Raw genomic sequence first — 15375 nt, 5'->3', positions numbered from 1 at the left:
GAAGCACCCGGCGTTCGCGAACGCGGGTGCTTCGGCGGATGACGCGGGTGGGGCTAAAAGTCCCAGTCGTCGTCTTCGGTGTTGACGGCCTTGCCGATGACGTACGAGGAGCCCGACCCGGAGAAGAAGTCGTGGTTCTCGTCGGCGTTCGGCGACAGCGCCGACAGGATCGCCGGGTTCACGTCGGTGACGCTCTTGGGGAACATGGCCTCGTAGCCGAGGTTCATCAGCGCCTTGTTGGCGTTGTAGTGCAGGAACTTCTTCACGTCTTCGGTCAGGCCGACCTGGTCGTACAGGTCCTGCGTGTACTGCACCTCGTTCTCGTACAGCTCGTACATGAGGTTGAAGGTGTAGTCCTTGATCTCATCCTTGCGCTCCTGGGTGGCGCCTTCGAGACCCTTCTGGAACTTGTAGCCGATGTAGTAGCCGTGCACGGCTTCATCCCGAATGATCAGACGGATGAGGTCGGCCGTGTTGGTGAGGCGGGCGCGGCTGGAGAAATACATCGGCAGGTAGAAGCCGGAGTAGAACAGGAACGACTCGAGCAGCACCGAGGCGACCTTGCGCTTCAGCGGGTCGTCACCCTGGTAGTAGTCCATCACGATGGACGCCTTCTTCTGCAGGTTGACGTTCTCGGTCGACCAGCGGAACGCCTCGTCGATCTCCTTCGTCGACGCGAGCGTAGAGAAGATCGAGGAGTAGCTCTTCGCGTGTACCGACTCCATGAACGCGATGTTCGTGTAGACGGCTTCCTCGTGCGGGGTGATCGCGTCGGGGATTAGCGAGACGGCGCCGACGGTGCCCTGGATGGTGTCGAGCAGGGTGAGTCCGGTGAACACGCGCATGGTGAGCTGCTGCTCCACCGGGGTGAGCTGGTTCCAGGACTGCACGTCGTTGGAGAGCGGGATCTTCTCGGGCAGCCAGAAGTTGTTGACGAGGCGGTTCCAGACCTCGACGTCTTTTTCGTCTTCGATCTTGTTCCAGTTGATCGCGTCAACGTGGGAGACGAGCTTGAGCTTGTCAATCATTTCTTAGTCCTTTGTGGTGGTGCACCGTTGGTCGAGCTTGTCGAGACCTCGTGATCTCGAGATCTGCTTGCGTGGTCTCGACAAGCTCGACCACCGATTATGTCGCTATTTACTCATAACGCACAGGAAACACAGCCCTCAACCTCGGTCCCCTCGAGGGCCATCTGGCGCAGACGGATGTAGTAGATCGTCTTGATGCCCTTTTTCCACGCGTAGATCTGGGCGCGGTTGATGTCGCGGGTGGTGGCGGTGTCCTTGAAGAACAGCGTCAGCGACAGGCCCTGGTCCACGTGCTGGGTGGCAGCGGCGTAGGTGTCGATGACCTTCTCGTAGCCGATTTCGTAGGCATCCTGGTAGAACTCGGTGTTGTCGTTCGTCATGAACGGCGCCGGGTAGTACACCCGGCCGAGCTTGCCTTCCTTGCGGATCTCGATCTTCGAGGCGATCGGGTGGATCGACGCGGTCGAGTTGTTGATGTACGAGATCGACCCGGTCGGCGGCACGGCCTGCAGGTTCTGGTTGTAGATACCGTGCTCCATGACGGATGCCTTGAGCTCGGCCCAGTCGGCCTGCGTCGGGATCTCAACGGCCGAGTTGGCGAACAGCTCGGCGCCGCGGGCGGTGGTCGGCTCCCAGACCTGGTCGGTGTACTTGTCGAAGAAGGCGCCGGAGGCGTAGGTGGAGTCCGCGAAGCCCTCGAAGGTGGTGCCGCGTTCGATGGCGATCTTGTTCGAGGCGCGCAGGGCGTGGAACAGCACCGTGTAGAAGTAGATGTTGGTGAAGTCGATGCCCTCTTCGCTGCCGTAGTACACCCGCTCACGGGCGAGGTAGCCGTGCAGGTTCATCTGGCCCAGGCCGATGGCGTGGGACTTGTCGTTGCCGCTCTCGATCGAACGCACCGACGCGATGTGGCTCTGGTCGGAGACCGCACTGAGTCCGCGGATCGCGGTGTCGACGACCCGGCCGAAGTCGGGCGCATCCATGGCCAGCGCGATGTTCATCGAGCCGAGGTTGCAGGAGATGTCCTTGCCGATGGTGTCGTAGGAGAGGTCCTCGTTGTACGTGGTCGGGGTGTTGACCTGGAGGATCTCCGAGCACAGGTTCGACATGTTGATGCGGCCCTTGATGGGGTTCGCCTCGTTCACGGTGTCTTCGAACATGATGTACGGGTAGCCGGACTCGAACTGGATCTCGGCGAGGGTCTGGAAGAAGTCGCGGGCCTTCATCTTGGACTTCTTGATGCGCGAGTCGTCGACCATCTCGTGGTACTTCTCGGACACCGAGATGTCGGCGAACGGCACGCCGTAGACGCGCTCGACGTCGTACGGGGAGAACAGGTACATGTCCTCGTTGTTCTTGGCCAGCTCGAAGGTGATGTCGGGGATGACCACACCGAGGGAGAGGGTCTTGATGCGGATCTTCTCGTCGGCGTTCTCGCGCTTGGTGTCGAGGAAGCGCATGATGTCGGGGTGGTGCGCGTGCAGGTACACCGCTCCGGCACCCTGGCGGGCACCGAGCTGGTTGGCGTAGCTGAAGGAGTCTTCGAGCAGCTTCATCACGGGGATGATGCCGCTGGACTGGTTCTCGATCTGCTTGATCGGCGCGCCGGACTCACGAATGTTGGAGAGCAGCAGGGCCACGCCGCCGCCGCGCTTGGACAGCTGCAGCGAGGAGTTGATACCGCGGGAGATGGACTCCATGTTGTCTTCGATACGCAGCAGGAAGCAGGAGACGAGCTCGCCGCGCTGGGCCTTGCCGGAGTTCAGGAAGGTGGGCGTCGCGGGCTGGAAACGACCGGCGATGATCTCCTCGACGAGGGCGACCGCGAGCTTTTCGTCGCCCTGGGCCAGGCCGAGGGCGGTCATCACGACGCGGTCCTCGAAGCGCTCGAGGTAGCGCTTGCCGTCGAAGGTCTTCAGCGTGTACGACGTGTAGTACTTGAACGCGCCGAGGAAGGTCTGGAAGCGGAACTTCTTCGAGTACGCCAGGTTGTTGAGGCTGGTGATGAACTCGAAGCTGTACATGTCGAGCACGGCCTGCTCGTAATACTCCTTCTCGACCAGGTAGTCGAGACGTTCACGCAACGAGTGGAAGAACACCGTGTTCTGGTTCACGTGCTGCAGGAAGAACTCCCGGGCAGCTTCGCGGTCCTTGTCGAACTGGATCTCCCCGTTCGGTCCGTACAGGTTGAGCATGGCGTTCAGGGAGTGATAATCCATGTCCAGGCCCGACGGCGGGCTGATCGGGGTGACCTTCACGGCTGTTGCTTCCAAAATTCTTCCAATCCTTCGTGAACGGCGGCTACGTCGTCCGGTGTGCCGAATACTTCAAAGCGATACAGGTGGGGCACACCGCACTTCTGCGCGATGATGTCCCCGGCGAGGCAGAAAGCCTCACCGAAATTCGTGTTCCCGGCGCCGATGACGCCGCGGATGAGTGAGCGGTTGCGTGTGTCGTTGAGAAAGCGGATGACCTGGCGCGGCACTGCCGGCCCCAGATCGCCGCCGCCGTAGGTGGGTACAACGAGCACAAACGGATGCCGGGCGACAAGGGGCGCATCCTTGGCGTACAGCGGGATGCGGGCGGCGGGCCGGCCGAGCTTCTCGACGAACCTCTGAGTGTTTCCGGAGACGCTCGAGAAGTAGACGATGTCCACGTCTCCGGCATCGACTTCCGCGCCGGCACCCTGTCCTGCCGCGCCGGCGGTGGACTCGCGAGTGGAATCAGCCTGAAGCAGCATGGGTTCCCCTTTTCGTGCGAGTTGAACGGTCGGCGCCCCCCAGGCGCAACGCTGGTTACGCCAGGCGCGCGGCGAGCTCGTTGATCTTGTCGGGGCGGAAGCCCGACCAGTGGTCCTCATCGGTGATGACGACGGGCGCCTGCAGGTAGCCGAGCGCCTTGACGGCCTCGAGTGCGTTCTCGTCGGCTGACAGGTCGAGGATGTTGTACTCGATGCCCTTGTTGTCCAGGGCACGGTAGGTCGCGGTGCACTGCACGCAGGACGGCTTGGTGTAGACGGTGATTGCCATCGAAGAGGCCTCTCGTATCGTTCTCGTCGTTTCGGACCATAGGCAAAGCTGTGCGAAATCCGTGGTGAAGACGTAGTGGAAATGTGGTGGAAATGCACCCGTAAAGTGCGAAGTTCTTTTTCAAGCGTTGTGCGATTGCTTGGACTTCAATACTACATCTAGTGATTGCCAATGGGAACAGCCACTACATGCGGGAATTACAATTATGTACTTATCCACCGACATTCCACCGGTTGTCAACAGGGCGGCACCACCGATGACCGCAGGAATACGCGGTCGGACCCGAAGTTATCCACAGGTCGAGCGGGGACATGATTTTGCCCTGTGGAATCCGCCGCCGGGCGCGTCGATCACCCGGTCGGCGGATCCGTCCCCCTTCTGGGGCTCAGGATTTGCGCTTGCGCGAGACGACGAATCGCTGCAGCAGCACGAAGGCGAGGAGAATGCCGCCGGTGATGATCGTGGTGGCTTCAGGCGGGATGCCGCCGTCGCGGGTGATGAGCACGTTCATCAGTCCGAGAACCAGGGCGCCGATCACGGAACCGAGCACAAAGCCGGCTCCGCCGGTGAGCAGCGTCCCACCGATGATGACGGCGGCGATGGCGTCCAGCTCCCAGCCCACCCCGGTGATGTTCTGCGCGATGCCGAGCTTCGAGGTGTACACGACGGCGGCCAGTCCCGCGAGGGTGCCGCTGATCACGTAGATCAACAGTTTCGTGCGCACCACCGGCAGTCCCATCAGCAACGCCGACTGTTCCGAACCGCCGATCGCGTAGACCGTGCGACCGAATCGGGTGCGGTGCAGCATGAAGAACGCCACGATGACGACGAGGGCGGCGATGAGCACGTTGGGGGTTGTCACGAGGTCGTCGATCTTGGGTCCGTCGTAGACCTTCCACTGCGTGGACAGGCTGCGGATCACCGAGTCGTCGTCGAGCCGCTGCGGGGTGGTGCTGAGGATGGACGCGAGGCCGCGGGCGAGGAACATCATCGCGAGGGTCGCGATGAAGGGTTGCACGTTGAAGTACTGGATCAGCACCCCGGAGGCGACGCCGAAGACCGAGCCGATCAGGATCATCAGCACGATCACGATGAGCGGATTCCAGCCGGCGTTGGCCAGCATCACCCCGACCAGGCTGCTGATGGCGATCACCGCTCCGACCGACAGGTCGATCCCGCCGGTGAGGATGACGAAGGTCAGGCCCACCGCCAGGATGATCAGATACGCGTTGTTGATCAGCAGGTTCGAGATCGTGCTGAACTGCACAATCCGCCCGTAGGCGACCTCACCGTAGATCAGCATGGCGATGAAGATCGCCACGGCGGCCAGGGTCGGCAGGGTTTCCAGGTTCGGCTTCATTCGCGACAGCAGCGAGGGTGCGGCCGGCCGATCGAGCTCGGTGATGGTCATACCGGCACCGTTTCCTTATCCGTGATGATGACGCGGGTTCTGCGCCGGTTGAACATCGAGCGCACCCTGGGCGACTGCAGGAGGCAGATGATCACGATGACGACGGCCTTGAAGGCCGGCGTCGCCGACGAGGGGATGGACATGTAGACGATGGTCTTGTCGAGTGTCGCGATCAGCAGGGCCCCGATGATGCTGCCGGTGAGCGAGAATTTGCCTCCGGCCAGCGAGGTCCCGCCGATGACCACGGCGAGGATCGCATCCATTTCGGCGGTCATGCCCGTTTTCGCCACCTCGACCGTCATGACGCTGGCGGTGCTGAAGATCCCGGCCACGCCGGCGAGCACAGCGCTCACTATGTAGACGGAGATGAGGATGCCGACGGGGCGGATCCCGGCCATCCGGGCGGCCTTGGGGTTGATGCCGATGGATTCGATCATCAGGCCGAGCGCGGTGCGGCGCACCAGGGCGGCCAGGACCGCCACGATCAGCACCGCGATGACGAACACAACGGGAAAGCCGAGGAAGGTGCCGTTGGCGATCCAACGGAAGGTCTCGTTCGTCGCCGAGGTGTTCTGGCCCGAGGTGATCACCTTGGCCAGGCCGCGGCCGGCGAGCATCATCACCAGGGTCGTGATGAAGGGTTGCAGGCCCACGATCGAGACCAGGATGCCGTTGAGGGTGCCGAGTAGCGCGCTGATTCCCAGCGCCAGGAGCACGGCCACCACCGCGGTGCCGAACGATCCGGTGCCGGTGTTGCGCATGAATTCCATTGAGACGGCACCGGCCACAGCCATCACCGACCCGACCGACAGGTCGATGCCGCGGGTGGCGATGACCAGGGTCATGCCGACCGCGATCATCATGATCGGCGCGCTCGCGCGCAGGATGTCGATGACGTTGCCAGAGAGGTTGCCGGTGGCGGCGTTGACCGATACCCCGAGGTAGGCGGGGTTCTTGGTGAGATTGACCACGAGCAACAGAAGCAGGGCCACGATCGCCCAGACGTACGGTTGGTGGAACAGCCCGGTGATGACGCGGATGGCTGCGGACGGACGTGCGACGGGGGTGCTCATACGCCGCTCCCTTCTGAAGCGATGAGATCGACGATGGCTTCGGCGGTCACGTCGGGTCCGTTGACGATCTCGCCGATCTTGCGCCGGTCTTTCAGCACGATGATGCGCTCACTGAGGCGCACGACTTCCTCCAATTCAGACGAAATGAAGATCACCGACATGCCGTCATCGGCGAGCGCCACAATTGTCTCCTGAATCTCCGCCTTGGCCCCCACATCGATTCCGCGGGTCGGTTCGTCGAGGATCAGGAGTTCCGGCTGGGTGGCCAACCAGCGGCCGAGCAGGACTTTCTGCTGGTTGCCGCCGGATAGATCCCGCACGGCCCGCTCCGGGTCGGCGGGTCGCACGTTCAGCTCCACCAGGTACTTGTCGCAGATCGCGGCCTGTTCCCGGCGGGACAGCGGCCGGGCCCAGCCGCGGCGGGCCTGCACGGCCAGGACCAGGTTCTCCCGCACCGTGAGGTCGCCGACGATTCCCTCGTCGCGCCGGTTTTCGGTGGAGAAGGCGATCTTGCGCGCCAGGGCGCCGACCGGGCTGGTGACCTCGGTGGTTTTCCCGTCGATGGTCACGATGCCGGCATCGGGTTTGTCGGCACCGTAGATGAGCCGGCCGAGCTCGGTGCGGCCGGAACCGAGCAATCCGGCCAGGCCCACCACTTCGCCGGCGTGCACCTCGATGTCCACGGGTTCGATGGAGCCCTTGCGGGTCAGGTCTTTCGCGCTGTAGTAGGGCGCGCCGCCCGAGTGCACGGCCCGGGATCGCTGGGAGCCCAGGGAGTTGAGGGTGTCCACGTCCTTGCCGATCATCTCGGAGATGAGCTGGTTGCGCGGCAGCGCAGCTGTCTGGTGTTCGCCGACCACGACGCCGTTCCGCAGCACGGTGAGCCGGTCGCTGATCGCGTACACCTGGTCGAGGAAGTGCGAGACGAAGAGGATGGCAACACCCTCGTCGCGCAGGCGGCGGATGACCGTGAACAGGCCTTCAACCTCGTTCGCGTCCAGGCTGGAGGTCGGTTCGTCGAGGATCAGGACAGTGGAGTCGGTGACCATCGCGCGGCTGATCGCGACCAGCTGCTGCAGGGCGAGCGAGATGCTGGAGAGCGGTTGTCTGGGGTCGAGGTCGCCCAGGCCCAACCGGATGAGGGCCTCGTGGGCCGCCTCGTGGGTCTTGCGCCAGTTGATGCCGATCGGCCCGCGTACCTCGTGGCCGAGCATCACGTTCTCCCCCACCGTGAGGTTGTCGCAGAGGTTGACCTCCTGGTAGACGGTGGAGATGCCGGCGCTCTGCGCATCCGCGGTGCCCGCGAACCGCCTCGGAACGCCGCCGACGGTGATTGTGCCGGAGTCGATCTTGTACACACCGGTGAGCGCCTTGATGAGGGTGGATTTGCCCGCCCCGTTCTCGCCCATCAGGGTGTGCACTTCGCCAGGGAAGAGTCGGAAGTTCACGTTCTGGAGAGCCTTGACCCCCGGGAACTCGATCGAGATGTTCTCCATCTCGACGATCGGCTCTGTCACTGCCGGCGCTGTCGCTGCCATGTCTCTGCCTGGTCCTGCCGGTGTGTCGGCCTCGAAAGTTGAGTGGCGTGGCGAACCTGCCACGAAGGGGGTGTTCGTTCCTGCGGCCGGATGGGCCGCAGGAACGAACACGTTCGGGTCGTGCTGCCGGTCAGTACTGGCGGTCGGGCAGGGCCGCGGTGGCCGCCTCGGGCGAATCGAATGTCGTGCTCGGCACGACGATGCTGGACTCGACGTCCTCGCCCGCCAGGGCCGCGTTGACGACCTCGATGGCGTCCTCTCCGAAGAGCGGGTTGTATTCGGCCACGAAGCTGAGCCGGCCGGCCGCAAGGGCTTCGAGGGCGGCCTGTGTGCCGTCGATGGTGATGATCTTCACGTCGGTGCCGGGGGTGAGTCCGGCCTCCTCCACCGCGAGAGCGGCGCCCAGGCCCATTTCGTCGTTCTGGGCGAAGACGAGCTGGATGTCGTTGCCATTGGCCTTGAGCATGGTCTCGAAGACGCTCTTGGCCTCTTCGGTGGACCAGTTCGCCGACTGGCTCTCCAGCTTGGTCAGGTTGTCGGCGACGGCCTCGTCCCATCCCTTGTTGCGGTCGTTCACCACCGAGAGTCCGGGCGGGCCTTCGAGGACGACGTAGTTCGCGCCATCCGGGAACTGCTCGTTGGCCCATTCGGCGGCCGAGGCGCTGATGCCCACGTTGTCCGGAGCGATCCGGCTCGTGTAGAGGCTTTCGTCGTTCGGCTCGATGCCGCGGTCAAGCAGCACCACCGGAATCTCGGCCTCCTGTGCCCGCTCGAGCACGTCTTCCCAGCCCGTTGCCTCGGTGGCGGAGAGCAGGATCGCGTCTACGCCCTCGTCGATGAACGAGGTGAACGCGGTGATCTGGGAGTTCTGGTCGCCGTTGCTGGACGGGGCATACTTCAGGTCGAACCCGTTCTCGGTGGAGAACGCATCCTGAATGTTCTGCTCGTTCGCGGTGCGCCAGCCTCCCTCAGGTCCGACGGCGACAAATCCGACGGTGGTGAGCTCGCCGCTGTCGTCACCGGATGCGGCCGGTTCGTCCGACCCCGATGAGCAGGCGACCAGACTGAGAGCTAGTGTTCCGGCCAGGGCCAAACCCGTGAACGCTCGGAACCGTGATGTGGGTGCCATGTGATCTCCTCCTTGAGATCTGCGGGCACGAGCGTCGTGCCAGCAGTATGAATGTGTTCAATGAACGACTGCGGTGCCTTGGACGATGTGTGATCGCTAACAATTCGCTACTAGCCAGCTGCTTGATAGTTTCTGACTTCGTCGTCGGGATCAATTGTTAGCCTTCACAATCGCTCTTTTCGGAGGCTAACCGCGTTTTGCCGGTGTTGTCAAGGGCTTTTTACTGGGATGCAGCCCTGCGGGGCTCCTGTTGCGCCGAACGAGTTGTGAACCCTAACATTCAGGGGGACGAGGAGGTTCGCGAGGTGCACAGAATCGAAGCCGAACCGATCGTGGTGATGACCGGCGTCACCGTCACGTTCCCGGGCGTCACGGCGTTGGATTCCGTGGACTTCAGGCTGTTCCCCGGGGAGGTTCACTCGCTGCTGGGCGAGAACGGCGCGGGTAAGAGCACCCTGATCAAGGCGCTGACGGGTGTGTACCGCATCGACGGCGGGCGGATCGAGGTCGATGGGGTCAGCGTGGCCTTCGCCAGCCCGGCCGACGCGCAACGGTCTGGCGTGAGCACCGTGTACCAGGAGATCAACCTCCTGCCCAACCTCAGCGTTGCCGAGAACATCCTGCTCGGGCACGAGTCCCGCCGTCCGTGGGGCGGCATCGACTGGCCGGCAACACGACGGCACGCCGGCGAGCTCCTCCGGGGAATGAACCTCGACATCGACCCGGCGTCCATCCTCGCGGACCACTCACTCGCCGTGCAACAGCTCATCGCCATCACCAGGGCCGTCGCCGTGCAACCCAAGGTGTTGATTCTCGACGAACCCACCTCGAGCCTGGATACCGACGAGGTGACGGAGCTGTTCAGGGTGATCGCCCACCTCAAGGAGTCCGGGGTCGCCATCCTGTTCATCTCGCACTTCCTCGAGCAGGTCTACGAGATCTCCGACCGACTCACCGTGCTGCGCGACGGCCAACTCGTCGGCGAGTACCTCACGGATGAGCTGCTGCGGATCGATCTCGTGCAGAAGATGGTCGGCGCCGGGATGTCGGTTCTCTCCGAGATGCAGCATCGCACGAGTGAGCGGGAGGTCGAGGAAGCCCTCGGCGGTGAACGGCCGCTGGTGAGCGCCGTCGGCCTCGGCCGGGACGGCGCTCTGGCACCTATCGACCTGGCCGTCTACGAGGGCGAAATCGTCGGCATGGCCGGTCTGCTCGGCTCCGGCCGCACCGAGCTGGCACGACTGCTGGCGGGCATCGACCGGCCGGACAGCGGCGGCGTGTCGGTCGACGGTGTCGTGCACAAGTTCCGGGGCCCCCGCGATGCGCTGAAACACCGTATCGCCTACGCCTCGGAGGACCGCCGCGCCGAGGGCATCATCGGGGACCTGACCGTTCGCGACAACATCGCACTGGCCCTGCAGGCCGACCTGGGCTGGTTCCGTCGGATCTCCCGAAAACGACAGGACGAGCTCGCCGCCAGCTACATCCAGGCTCTGAACATTCGCCCGCCGAACCCGGATGCGCTCGTGCGGCACCTCTCCGGGGGCAACCAGCAGAAGCTGCTTCTCGCCCGCTGGCTGGCCATAGCGCCCCGCCTGCTGATTCTGGACGAGCCCACCAGGGGCATCGACATCGGTGCGAAGGCCGAGATCCAGAATCTGGTCACCGATCTGGCCGAGAACGGTCTCGCCGTGGTTTTCATTTCGGCCGAACTCGAAGAGGTGCTGCGCATCAGCAACCGGGTGGCGATCCTGCGCGATCGGAAGAAGGTTGCCGACATCCGCAACCACGACCTGACCGTCGAGCGGCTGCTCACCGTCATCGCCGACGGCGCCGACGATGACGACGACCAGCGTCGGGGGGCCGAGCGGTGACCGGGACCCTCGGGCTCCTGGCACTGGCCGGTCAGGGCACTCGTCTAGAATCGGTGACACAACCCTGCACTATGTGGGCTGGCCGGATGCTCCGTGTGACGATCGACCGCGGAGAGTTGGGGCCCCGTCACCCGCAGGGAAAGGTATCGCCGTGAGAGAGGAAACTCCCCGCCAGGCGACGATCTTCGACGTCGCGCGTCTCGCCGGGGTATCGCACCAGACGGTCTCCCGGGTGCTCAACGACCTGCCCAATGTGCGGCCGTCCACCCGGGTTCGGGTCGAGGAGGCCATCAAGAAGCTGCGCTACGTGCCCTCCCCCGCCGCGCGGGCGCTCGTGACCCGGCGGTCGCGCACCATCGGGCTGATCGCCACGGGCACACCCGAGTTCGGTCCGGCGTCCACCCAGCTCTACTTCAACGCTGCCGCGCGGAAGGCATCCTGGTCGGTCTTCACGGCCAGCCTGATCGACACCGAGCCGTCGGCGATCCGGGCCGTCGTCGAAGCGTTCCTCCGGCAGAACGTCGAAGGTATCGCCGTGATCACGAGCCGCCAGGGCGTCGTCGACGTCGTCGCCGGCATGGAGCTGGCCATCCCCGTGGTGGCGCTTGAGGCAACGGCCCGCACCGGTATCACCACGGTCGGGGCCAACCAGTACAGCGGCGCCCGCACCGCGGTGGCCTATCTGGCCGGGCTCGGCCACCGCAACATCGCCCACCTGGCCGGGCCGAGCGACTCGATCGACGCCAAGGAGCGGGAGCGCGGGTGGCGTGACGAGCTGGCCTCCCGTGGCCTGCAGGCGCGCCGCATCGGCATCGGCGACTGGTCGCCGTCCGCGGGCTACACCTTCGGCATGGCCTGCGACCTCGAGGGGCTCACGGCGATCTTCGCGTCGAACGACCAGATGGCGGTGGGGCTGATGCACGCCCTGTCCGATCGGGGACGGTCGGTTCCCCGCGACGTCAGCATCGTCGGGTTCGACGATGTGCCCGAGGCGGAGCACCTGTCGCCCCCGCTCACCACCGTGCGCCAGGATTTCGAGCACATCGGACGGGACATGCTCAGCGTGTTGCTCAGCCGCATCAACGGTGACGGTTCCCCGCTTCCGGCGTCCGTTCCCGCCCTCATCGAACGCGCCTCCACGCGCCGGCTCGACGCCGAGGGCTGAGCCTCCCCGGCGGCCCGCCCTTCCCCGGGCGGCGCGACTTCGCACCGGCGGCCCGCTTCCGCCCCGCCGGCCCGCTTCCGTCCCGCCGGCCCGCTTCCGCCCCGCCGGCCCGGGATACACCGCGTGCCACCGCGCCTAGCCCGTGCCGCGAGCCGGATCCGCCCCGTTCGGCGCCACAATCGCTCAGGCGCGGGGTACTCCCCGCTCGGTGAGGAAGGCGTGGAACCGGGTGGGTGAGAGAGCAAGATCCCAGCCCCACCGGTCGAAACTGTTCACCTGGGCGCGTAACGCATCCTCTCGCTGTTTCTCCTGCCACACCACCGAACTCGGGTCGCGATTGCCGAGCACGAGCCCGGTGCCGTACTTGAGGAACCCGTCGAATTCGCCGATCTTGCGCACCCGGCGCCAGAAGAAGTCCACCCAAGCGTTGCCGCCGAGGATGTCGGGAAAGCAGACCTGCAGCTCCGGTGCCTCAAAGCCGAGCTGAAAGATCCGCACCCTGCTCAGGGTCTCCCCCGGGTTTGCCGCCAGCGGGTTCGCGAAAGCGATCACCCGCTCGGCGCGGCGCCGACCGGTTCGCGGGTTCACCATCGCGAGATCGCGGTAGAGGTCATCCCTCGTCAGCGCCGGTCGGATCGGCACCTCTCCGCGCCGCTCCCGTTCGGCGCGTTCCTGCTCAACCCGCAGCGCGTGGTCCACCATCGTGACACCCACCAGAAAGGGTGACGAGGCGGCCACATCCACCAGGGTGCGCGCAACAGAAGTGACCTGGCATCCGTCGATCTCCTGCACTGAGTCCGGAGCCGGCCCACGGTGACTGGTTATGAACCGGGTGCTGCTGCCTCCGACAGCGTCAGGGGTGCTGATGTGCACCGTCGCGGGCCAGCTCCCGATGGTGGGAAAGCCGTGCAGGATGCCCGCAGATTGATGCGACAAAACGGGCCGGCGCCCCGATGCCAGAACGGTCGCCCGCACCATCAGGCGGTACCGCTCATCGACATCAGCGGCCCGCCAGCGCTCGCCCGTCACGTACACACCGCGACGGACACTCTGGAGCGCACCCCTCACGCACAGCGTCTGGAGTGCGCGCGTTGACACTCCGACCTCTCGCAAGGCACCAGACGGGAGCAGCCCGCCGTACCGAGTGCTCACGACTTCGGCGAGGCGGAGGGTTTGGCGGTGGCGCGCGGCGTCGGCTGTGCGTTCGGCGGACGAAGGGTTGGATAACGGGGACTGGAGATTGGCCATACGGCAGCGTCCCTCTTCGACCCGCTGGCGCACGATACTGACCCGGCCCGGTTGAGCAATCGCCCGATCCGTACCCTGTGGAGGAGCAGCGCACCCACGTGTCAGTACCGGACGGAAGGCTCCCGGCGGCACGCCTTAGCTCCCGCGGCACGCCTTAGCTCCGGCGGCACTGGTTCTAGCGCGGGCCGCCGCGCAAGAGGCGTGCCGCCGGGCAAAAAGCGTGCCGCCGCGCACAAGGCGGGCCGCGGCGCATGAAGGGAGCCGCGTCTTGGAGACATGCGCGGGCGGCGGGCAACAAAGGCCGCCGGCCGCGCATCTGTGCCAGGCCGAAAGGCTCCCGGCGGCACGCCTTGGCCCCCGCGGCACGTGTTAGCCCCGGCGGCATTGGTTCTAGCGCCTGCCGCCGCGCATGAAGCGTGCCGCCGCGCACAACGTGGGCCGCGGGGCATAAAGAGTGCCGCCGCGCACAACGTGTGCCGCGGGGCACACGTCGGACCGCGACGTGGGCCGCGACGTGGGCCGCGACGTGGGCCGCGGGGCATAACGCGAGGCACGAGCGGGCACACAAAGACCGCCGGCCCCGCATCCGTGGTGGAGGCGGGGCCGGCGGCCGGATGGAGCGTGGTGCCTAGCGGCCGCCGGAGCGACGCTTGTTGTAGACGTCGAAGGCGACGGCGAGGAGGAGCACGAGGCCCTTCACGGCCTGCTGCCACTCGATGCCGATGCCCATGATCGACATGCCGTTGTTCAGCACACCGATGATCAGACCACCGATGATGGCGCCACCGATGGTGCCGACACCACCCTGCACTGCCGCGCCACCGATGAAGGCGGCGGAGATGGCTTCGAGCTCGAAGCCGTCACCTGCCTTCGGGCCGGCCAGGTTGAGGCGAGCGGTGAAGATCAGGCCGGCGAGGGCAGCGAGCACGCCCATGTTCACGAACAGCCAGAACGTCACGTTGCGGGTCTTGACACCCGACAGCTCAGCGGCGTGCAGGTTGCCACCGATCGCGTAGATGTGACGGCCGAACACGCTGCGGTTCATGATGATGCCGTAGACCAGGATCAGCACGGCCAGCACGATCAGGGTGACCGGAATGCCCTTGTAGGAGGCGAGGGCGTATGCGAACATGGCGATGGCGGCGGTGATGAGCACGAGCTTGACGACGAACCAAACCAGCGGCTCGACCTCCTGGCCGTAGGCCGCGCGGCCCTTGCGGGTGCGCACCTGCTGCACGATCAGGGCGATGATCGCCAGTGCGGCGACACCCAGGGTGAGCGGGTCCAGCTCGAACTCGCCGAAGAGATCCGTGAGGAAGCCGTTACCGAGTGCGCGGTATTCGGCCGGGAACGAACCGATGTTCGCGTTGCCGAGCACCACGAGGGCGAGGCCACGGAAGATGAGCATGCCGGCCAAGGTCACGATGAAGGCGGGGATGCCCACGAACGCGATCCAGAAGCCCTGCCAGACGCCCACCAGGGCACCGACCAGGAGCGAAAGGATGATCGACAGCCACCAGGGCAGTCCCCAGGTCACGGCGAACACGCCGGACACGGCACCGACGAAGGCGGCGACCGAACCGACCGACAGGTCGATGTGGCCGGCGATGATGACCATCACCATGCCGACCGCGAGAACGAGGATGTACCCGTTCTGCACGATCAGGTTCGAGATGTTCTGCGGCCGCAGCAGGATGCCGTCGGTCAGGAAGCTGAACAGCACAACCACCACGATCAGTGCGACGAAGATGCCGTTCTTGCCGAGGTCGGCGATGACATGGCTGAACCAGGCCGCCGCTTTGGAGTTGCTGGGATTGACTTGTGCACCTTCGGGCGTGTTGCTCGCCGGCTTGGTTTCGAGATCACTCATTTTGACGTTT

Annotated in this window: 12 protein-coding genes; 2 read left to right on the top strand and 10 right to left on the bottom strand. The window is 65.0% G+C overall.

Annotation, left to right across the window (positions count from 1 at the left end):
• Positions 1-53: 53 nt before the first annotated feature.
• The 8 genes from nrdF to B7495_RS01735 form a co-directional block, all read right to left on the bottom strand.
• The gene (gene nrdF / locus B7495_RS01770; RefSeq protein WP_088455068.1) at positions 54-1028 is read right to left on the bottom strand and encodes a class 1b ribonucleoside-diphosphate reductase subunit beta; all 975 of its coding nucleotides are present in this window, start codon (positions 1026-1028) and stop codon (positions 54-56) included.
• 113 nt (positions 1029-1141) lie between these two features.
• On the bottom strand, positions 1142-3247 hold the full coding sequence (gene nrdE / locus B7495_RS01765) for a class 1b ribonucleoside-diphosphate reductase subunit alpha (RefSeq protein WP_088457826.1): 2106 nt from the start codon (positions 3245-3247) through the stop codon (positions 1142-1144).
• Between the two features lie 35 nt (positions 3248-3282).
• Entirely contained in the window at positions 3283-3684 is a 402-nt protein-coding gene (gene nrdI / locus B7495_RS01760; RefSeq protein ID WP_240632346.1) for a class Ib ribonucleoside-diphosphate reductase assembly flavoprotein NrdI, read from the bottom strand.
• Between the two features lie 139 nt (positions 3685-3823).
• On the bottom strand, positions 3824-4057 hold the full coding sequence (gene nrdH / locus B7495_RS01755; RefSeq protein ID WP_066592430.1) for a glutaredoxin-like protein NrdH: 234 nt from the start codon (positions 4055-4057) through the stop codon (positions 3824-3826).
• 385 nt (positions 4058-4442) lie between these two features.
• A complete protein-coding gene (locus tag B7495_RS01750) occupies positions 4443-5468 on the bottom strand; it encodes a sugar ABC transporter permease (RefSeq protein WP_088455066.1) in 1026 nt (341 codons plus the stop codon).
• Positions 5465-6541, bottom strand: a complete 1077-nt coding sequence (locus B7495_RS01745; protein WP_088455065.1) for an ABC transporter permease — start codon at positions 6539-6541, stop codon at positions 5465-5467. The genes B7495_RS01750 and B7495_RS01745 overlap by 4 nt, the downstream gene beginning before the upstream one ends.
• A complete protein-coding gene (locus B7495_RS01740) occupies positions 6538-8079 on the bottom strand; it encodes a sugar ABC transporter ATP-binding protein (protein WP_088455064.1) in 1542 nt (513 codons plus the stop codon). Before B7495_RS01740 ends, B7495_RS01745 begins: the two co-directional genes overlap by 4 nt.
• A gap of 130 nt (positions 8080-8209) precedes the next feature.
• Positions 8210-9208, bottom strand: a complete 999-nt coding sequence (locus tag B7495_RS01735; protein WP_088455063.1) for an ABC transporter substrate-binding protein — start codon at positions 9206-9208, stop codon at positions 8210-8212.
• Between the two features lie 338 nt (positions 9209-9546).
• Here B7495_RS01735 and B7495_RS01730 point away from each other — a divergent pair, with 338 nt between their 5' ends.
• Both B7495_RS01730 and B7495_RS01725 read left to right on the top strand, forming a co-directional pair.
• Positions 9547-11082, top strand: coding sequence for a sugar ABC transporter ATP-binding protein (locus B7495_RS01730; RefSeq protein WP_088457825.1), 1536 nt, complete (start codon positions 9547-9549; stop codon positions 11080-11082).
• A 151-nt stretch (positions 11083-11233) separates the two neighbouring features.
• Positions 11234-12247 (top strand): LacI family DNA-binding transcriptional regulator, encoded by a 1014-nt coding sequence (locus B7495_RS01725; RefSeq protein WP_198414937.1) that lies wholly within the window; start codon positions 11234-11236, stop codon positions 12245-12247.
• 183 nt (positions 12248-12430) lie between these two features.
• On the opposite strand, the gene B7495_RS01720 is transcribed toward B7495_RS01725, so the two are convergent.
• A complete protein-coding gene (locus B7495_RS01720; protein ID WP_151199507.1) occupies positions 12431-13315 on the bottom strand; it encodes a hypothetical protein in 885 nt (294 codons plus the stop codon).
• Positions 13316-14123: 808 nt separating this feature from the next.
• Complete coding sequence (gene mmsB, locus B7495_RS01715) at positions 14124-15365, bottom strand: multiple monosaccharide ABC transporter permease (RefSeq protein WP_088455060.1); 1242 nt, start codon at positions 15363-15365, stop codon at positions 14124-14126.
• Positions 15366-15375 lie beyond the last annotated feature (10 nt).

Source organism: Cryobacterium sp. LW097 (assembly GCF_002205495.2).
Taxonomy (GTDB): Bacteria; Actinomycetota; Actinomycetes; order Actinomycetales; family Microbacteriaceae; genus Cryobacterium; species Cryobacterium zongtaii.
The sequence above is the reverse complement of the archived record's forward strand: the minus strand, read 5'-3'. Positions and strand labels throughout refer to the sequence as shown.

Bases quoted from the DNA above. Each gene is read 5' to 3' on its own strand.
- nrdF (WP_088455068.1), bottom strand. From the start codon at position 1,028: ATGATTGACAAGCTCAAGCTCGTCTCCCACGTTGACGCGATCAACTGG.
- nrdE (WP_088457826.1), bottom strand. From the start codon at position 3,247: ATGGATTATCACTCCCTGAACGCCATGCTCAACCTGTACGGACCGAAC.
- nrdH (WP_066592430.1), bottom strand. From the start codon at position 4,057: ATGGCAATCACCGTCTACACCAAGCCGTCCTGCGTGCAGTGCACCGCG.
- B7495_RS01750 (WP_088455066.1), bottom strand. From the start codon at position 5,468: ATGACCATCACCGAGCTCGATCGGCCGGCCGCACCCTCGCTGCTGTCG.
- B7495_RS01745 (WP_088455065.1), bottom strand. From the start codon at position 6,541: ATGAGCACCCCCGTCGCACGTCCGTCCGCAGCCATCCGCGTCATCACC.
- B7495_RS01740 (WP_088455064.1), bottom strand. From the start codon at position 8,079: ATGGCAGCGACAGCGCCGGCAGTGACAGAGCCGATCGTCGAGATGGAG.
- B7495_RS01735 (WP_088455063.1), bottom strand. From the start codon at position 9,208: ATGGCACCCACATCACGGTTCCGAGCGTTCACGGGTTTGGCCCTGGCC.
- B7495_RS01730 (WP_088457825.1), top strand. From the start codon at position 9,547: ATGACCGGCGTCACCGTCACGTTCCCGGGCGTCACGGCGTTGGATTCC.
- mmsB (WP_088455060.1), bottom strand. From the start codon at position 15,365: ATGAGTGATCTCGAAACCAAGCCGGCGAGCAACACGCCCGAAGGTGCA.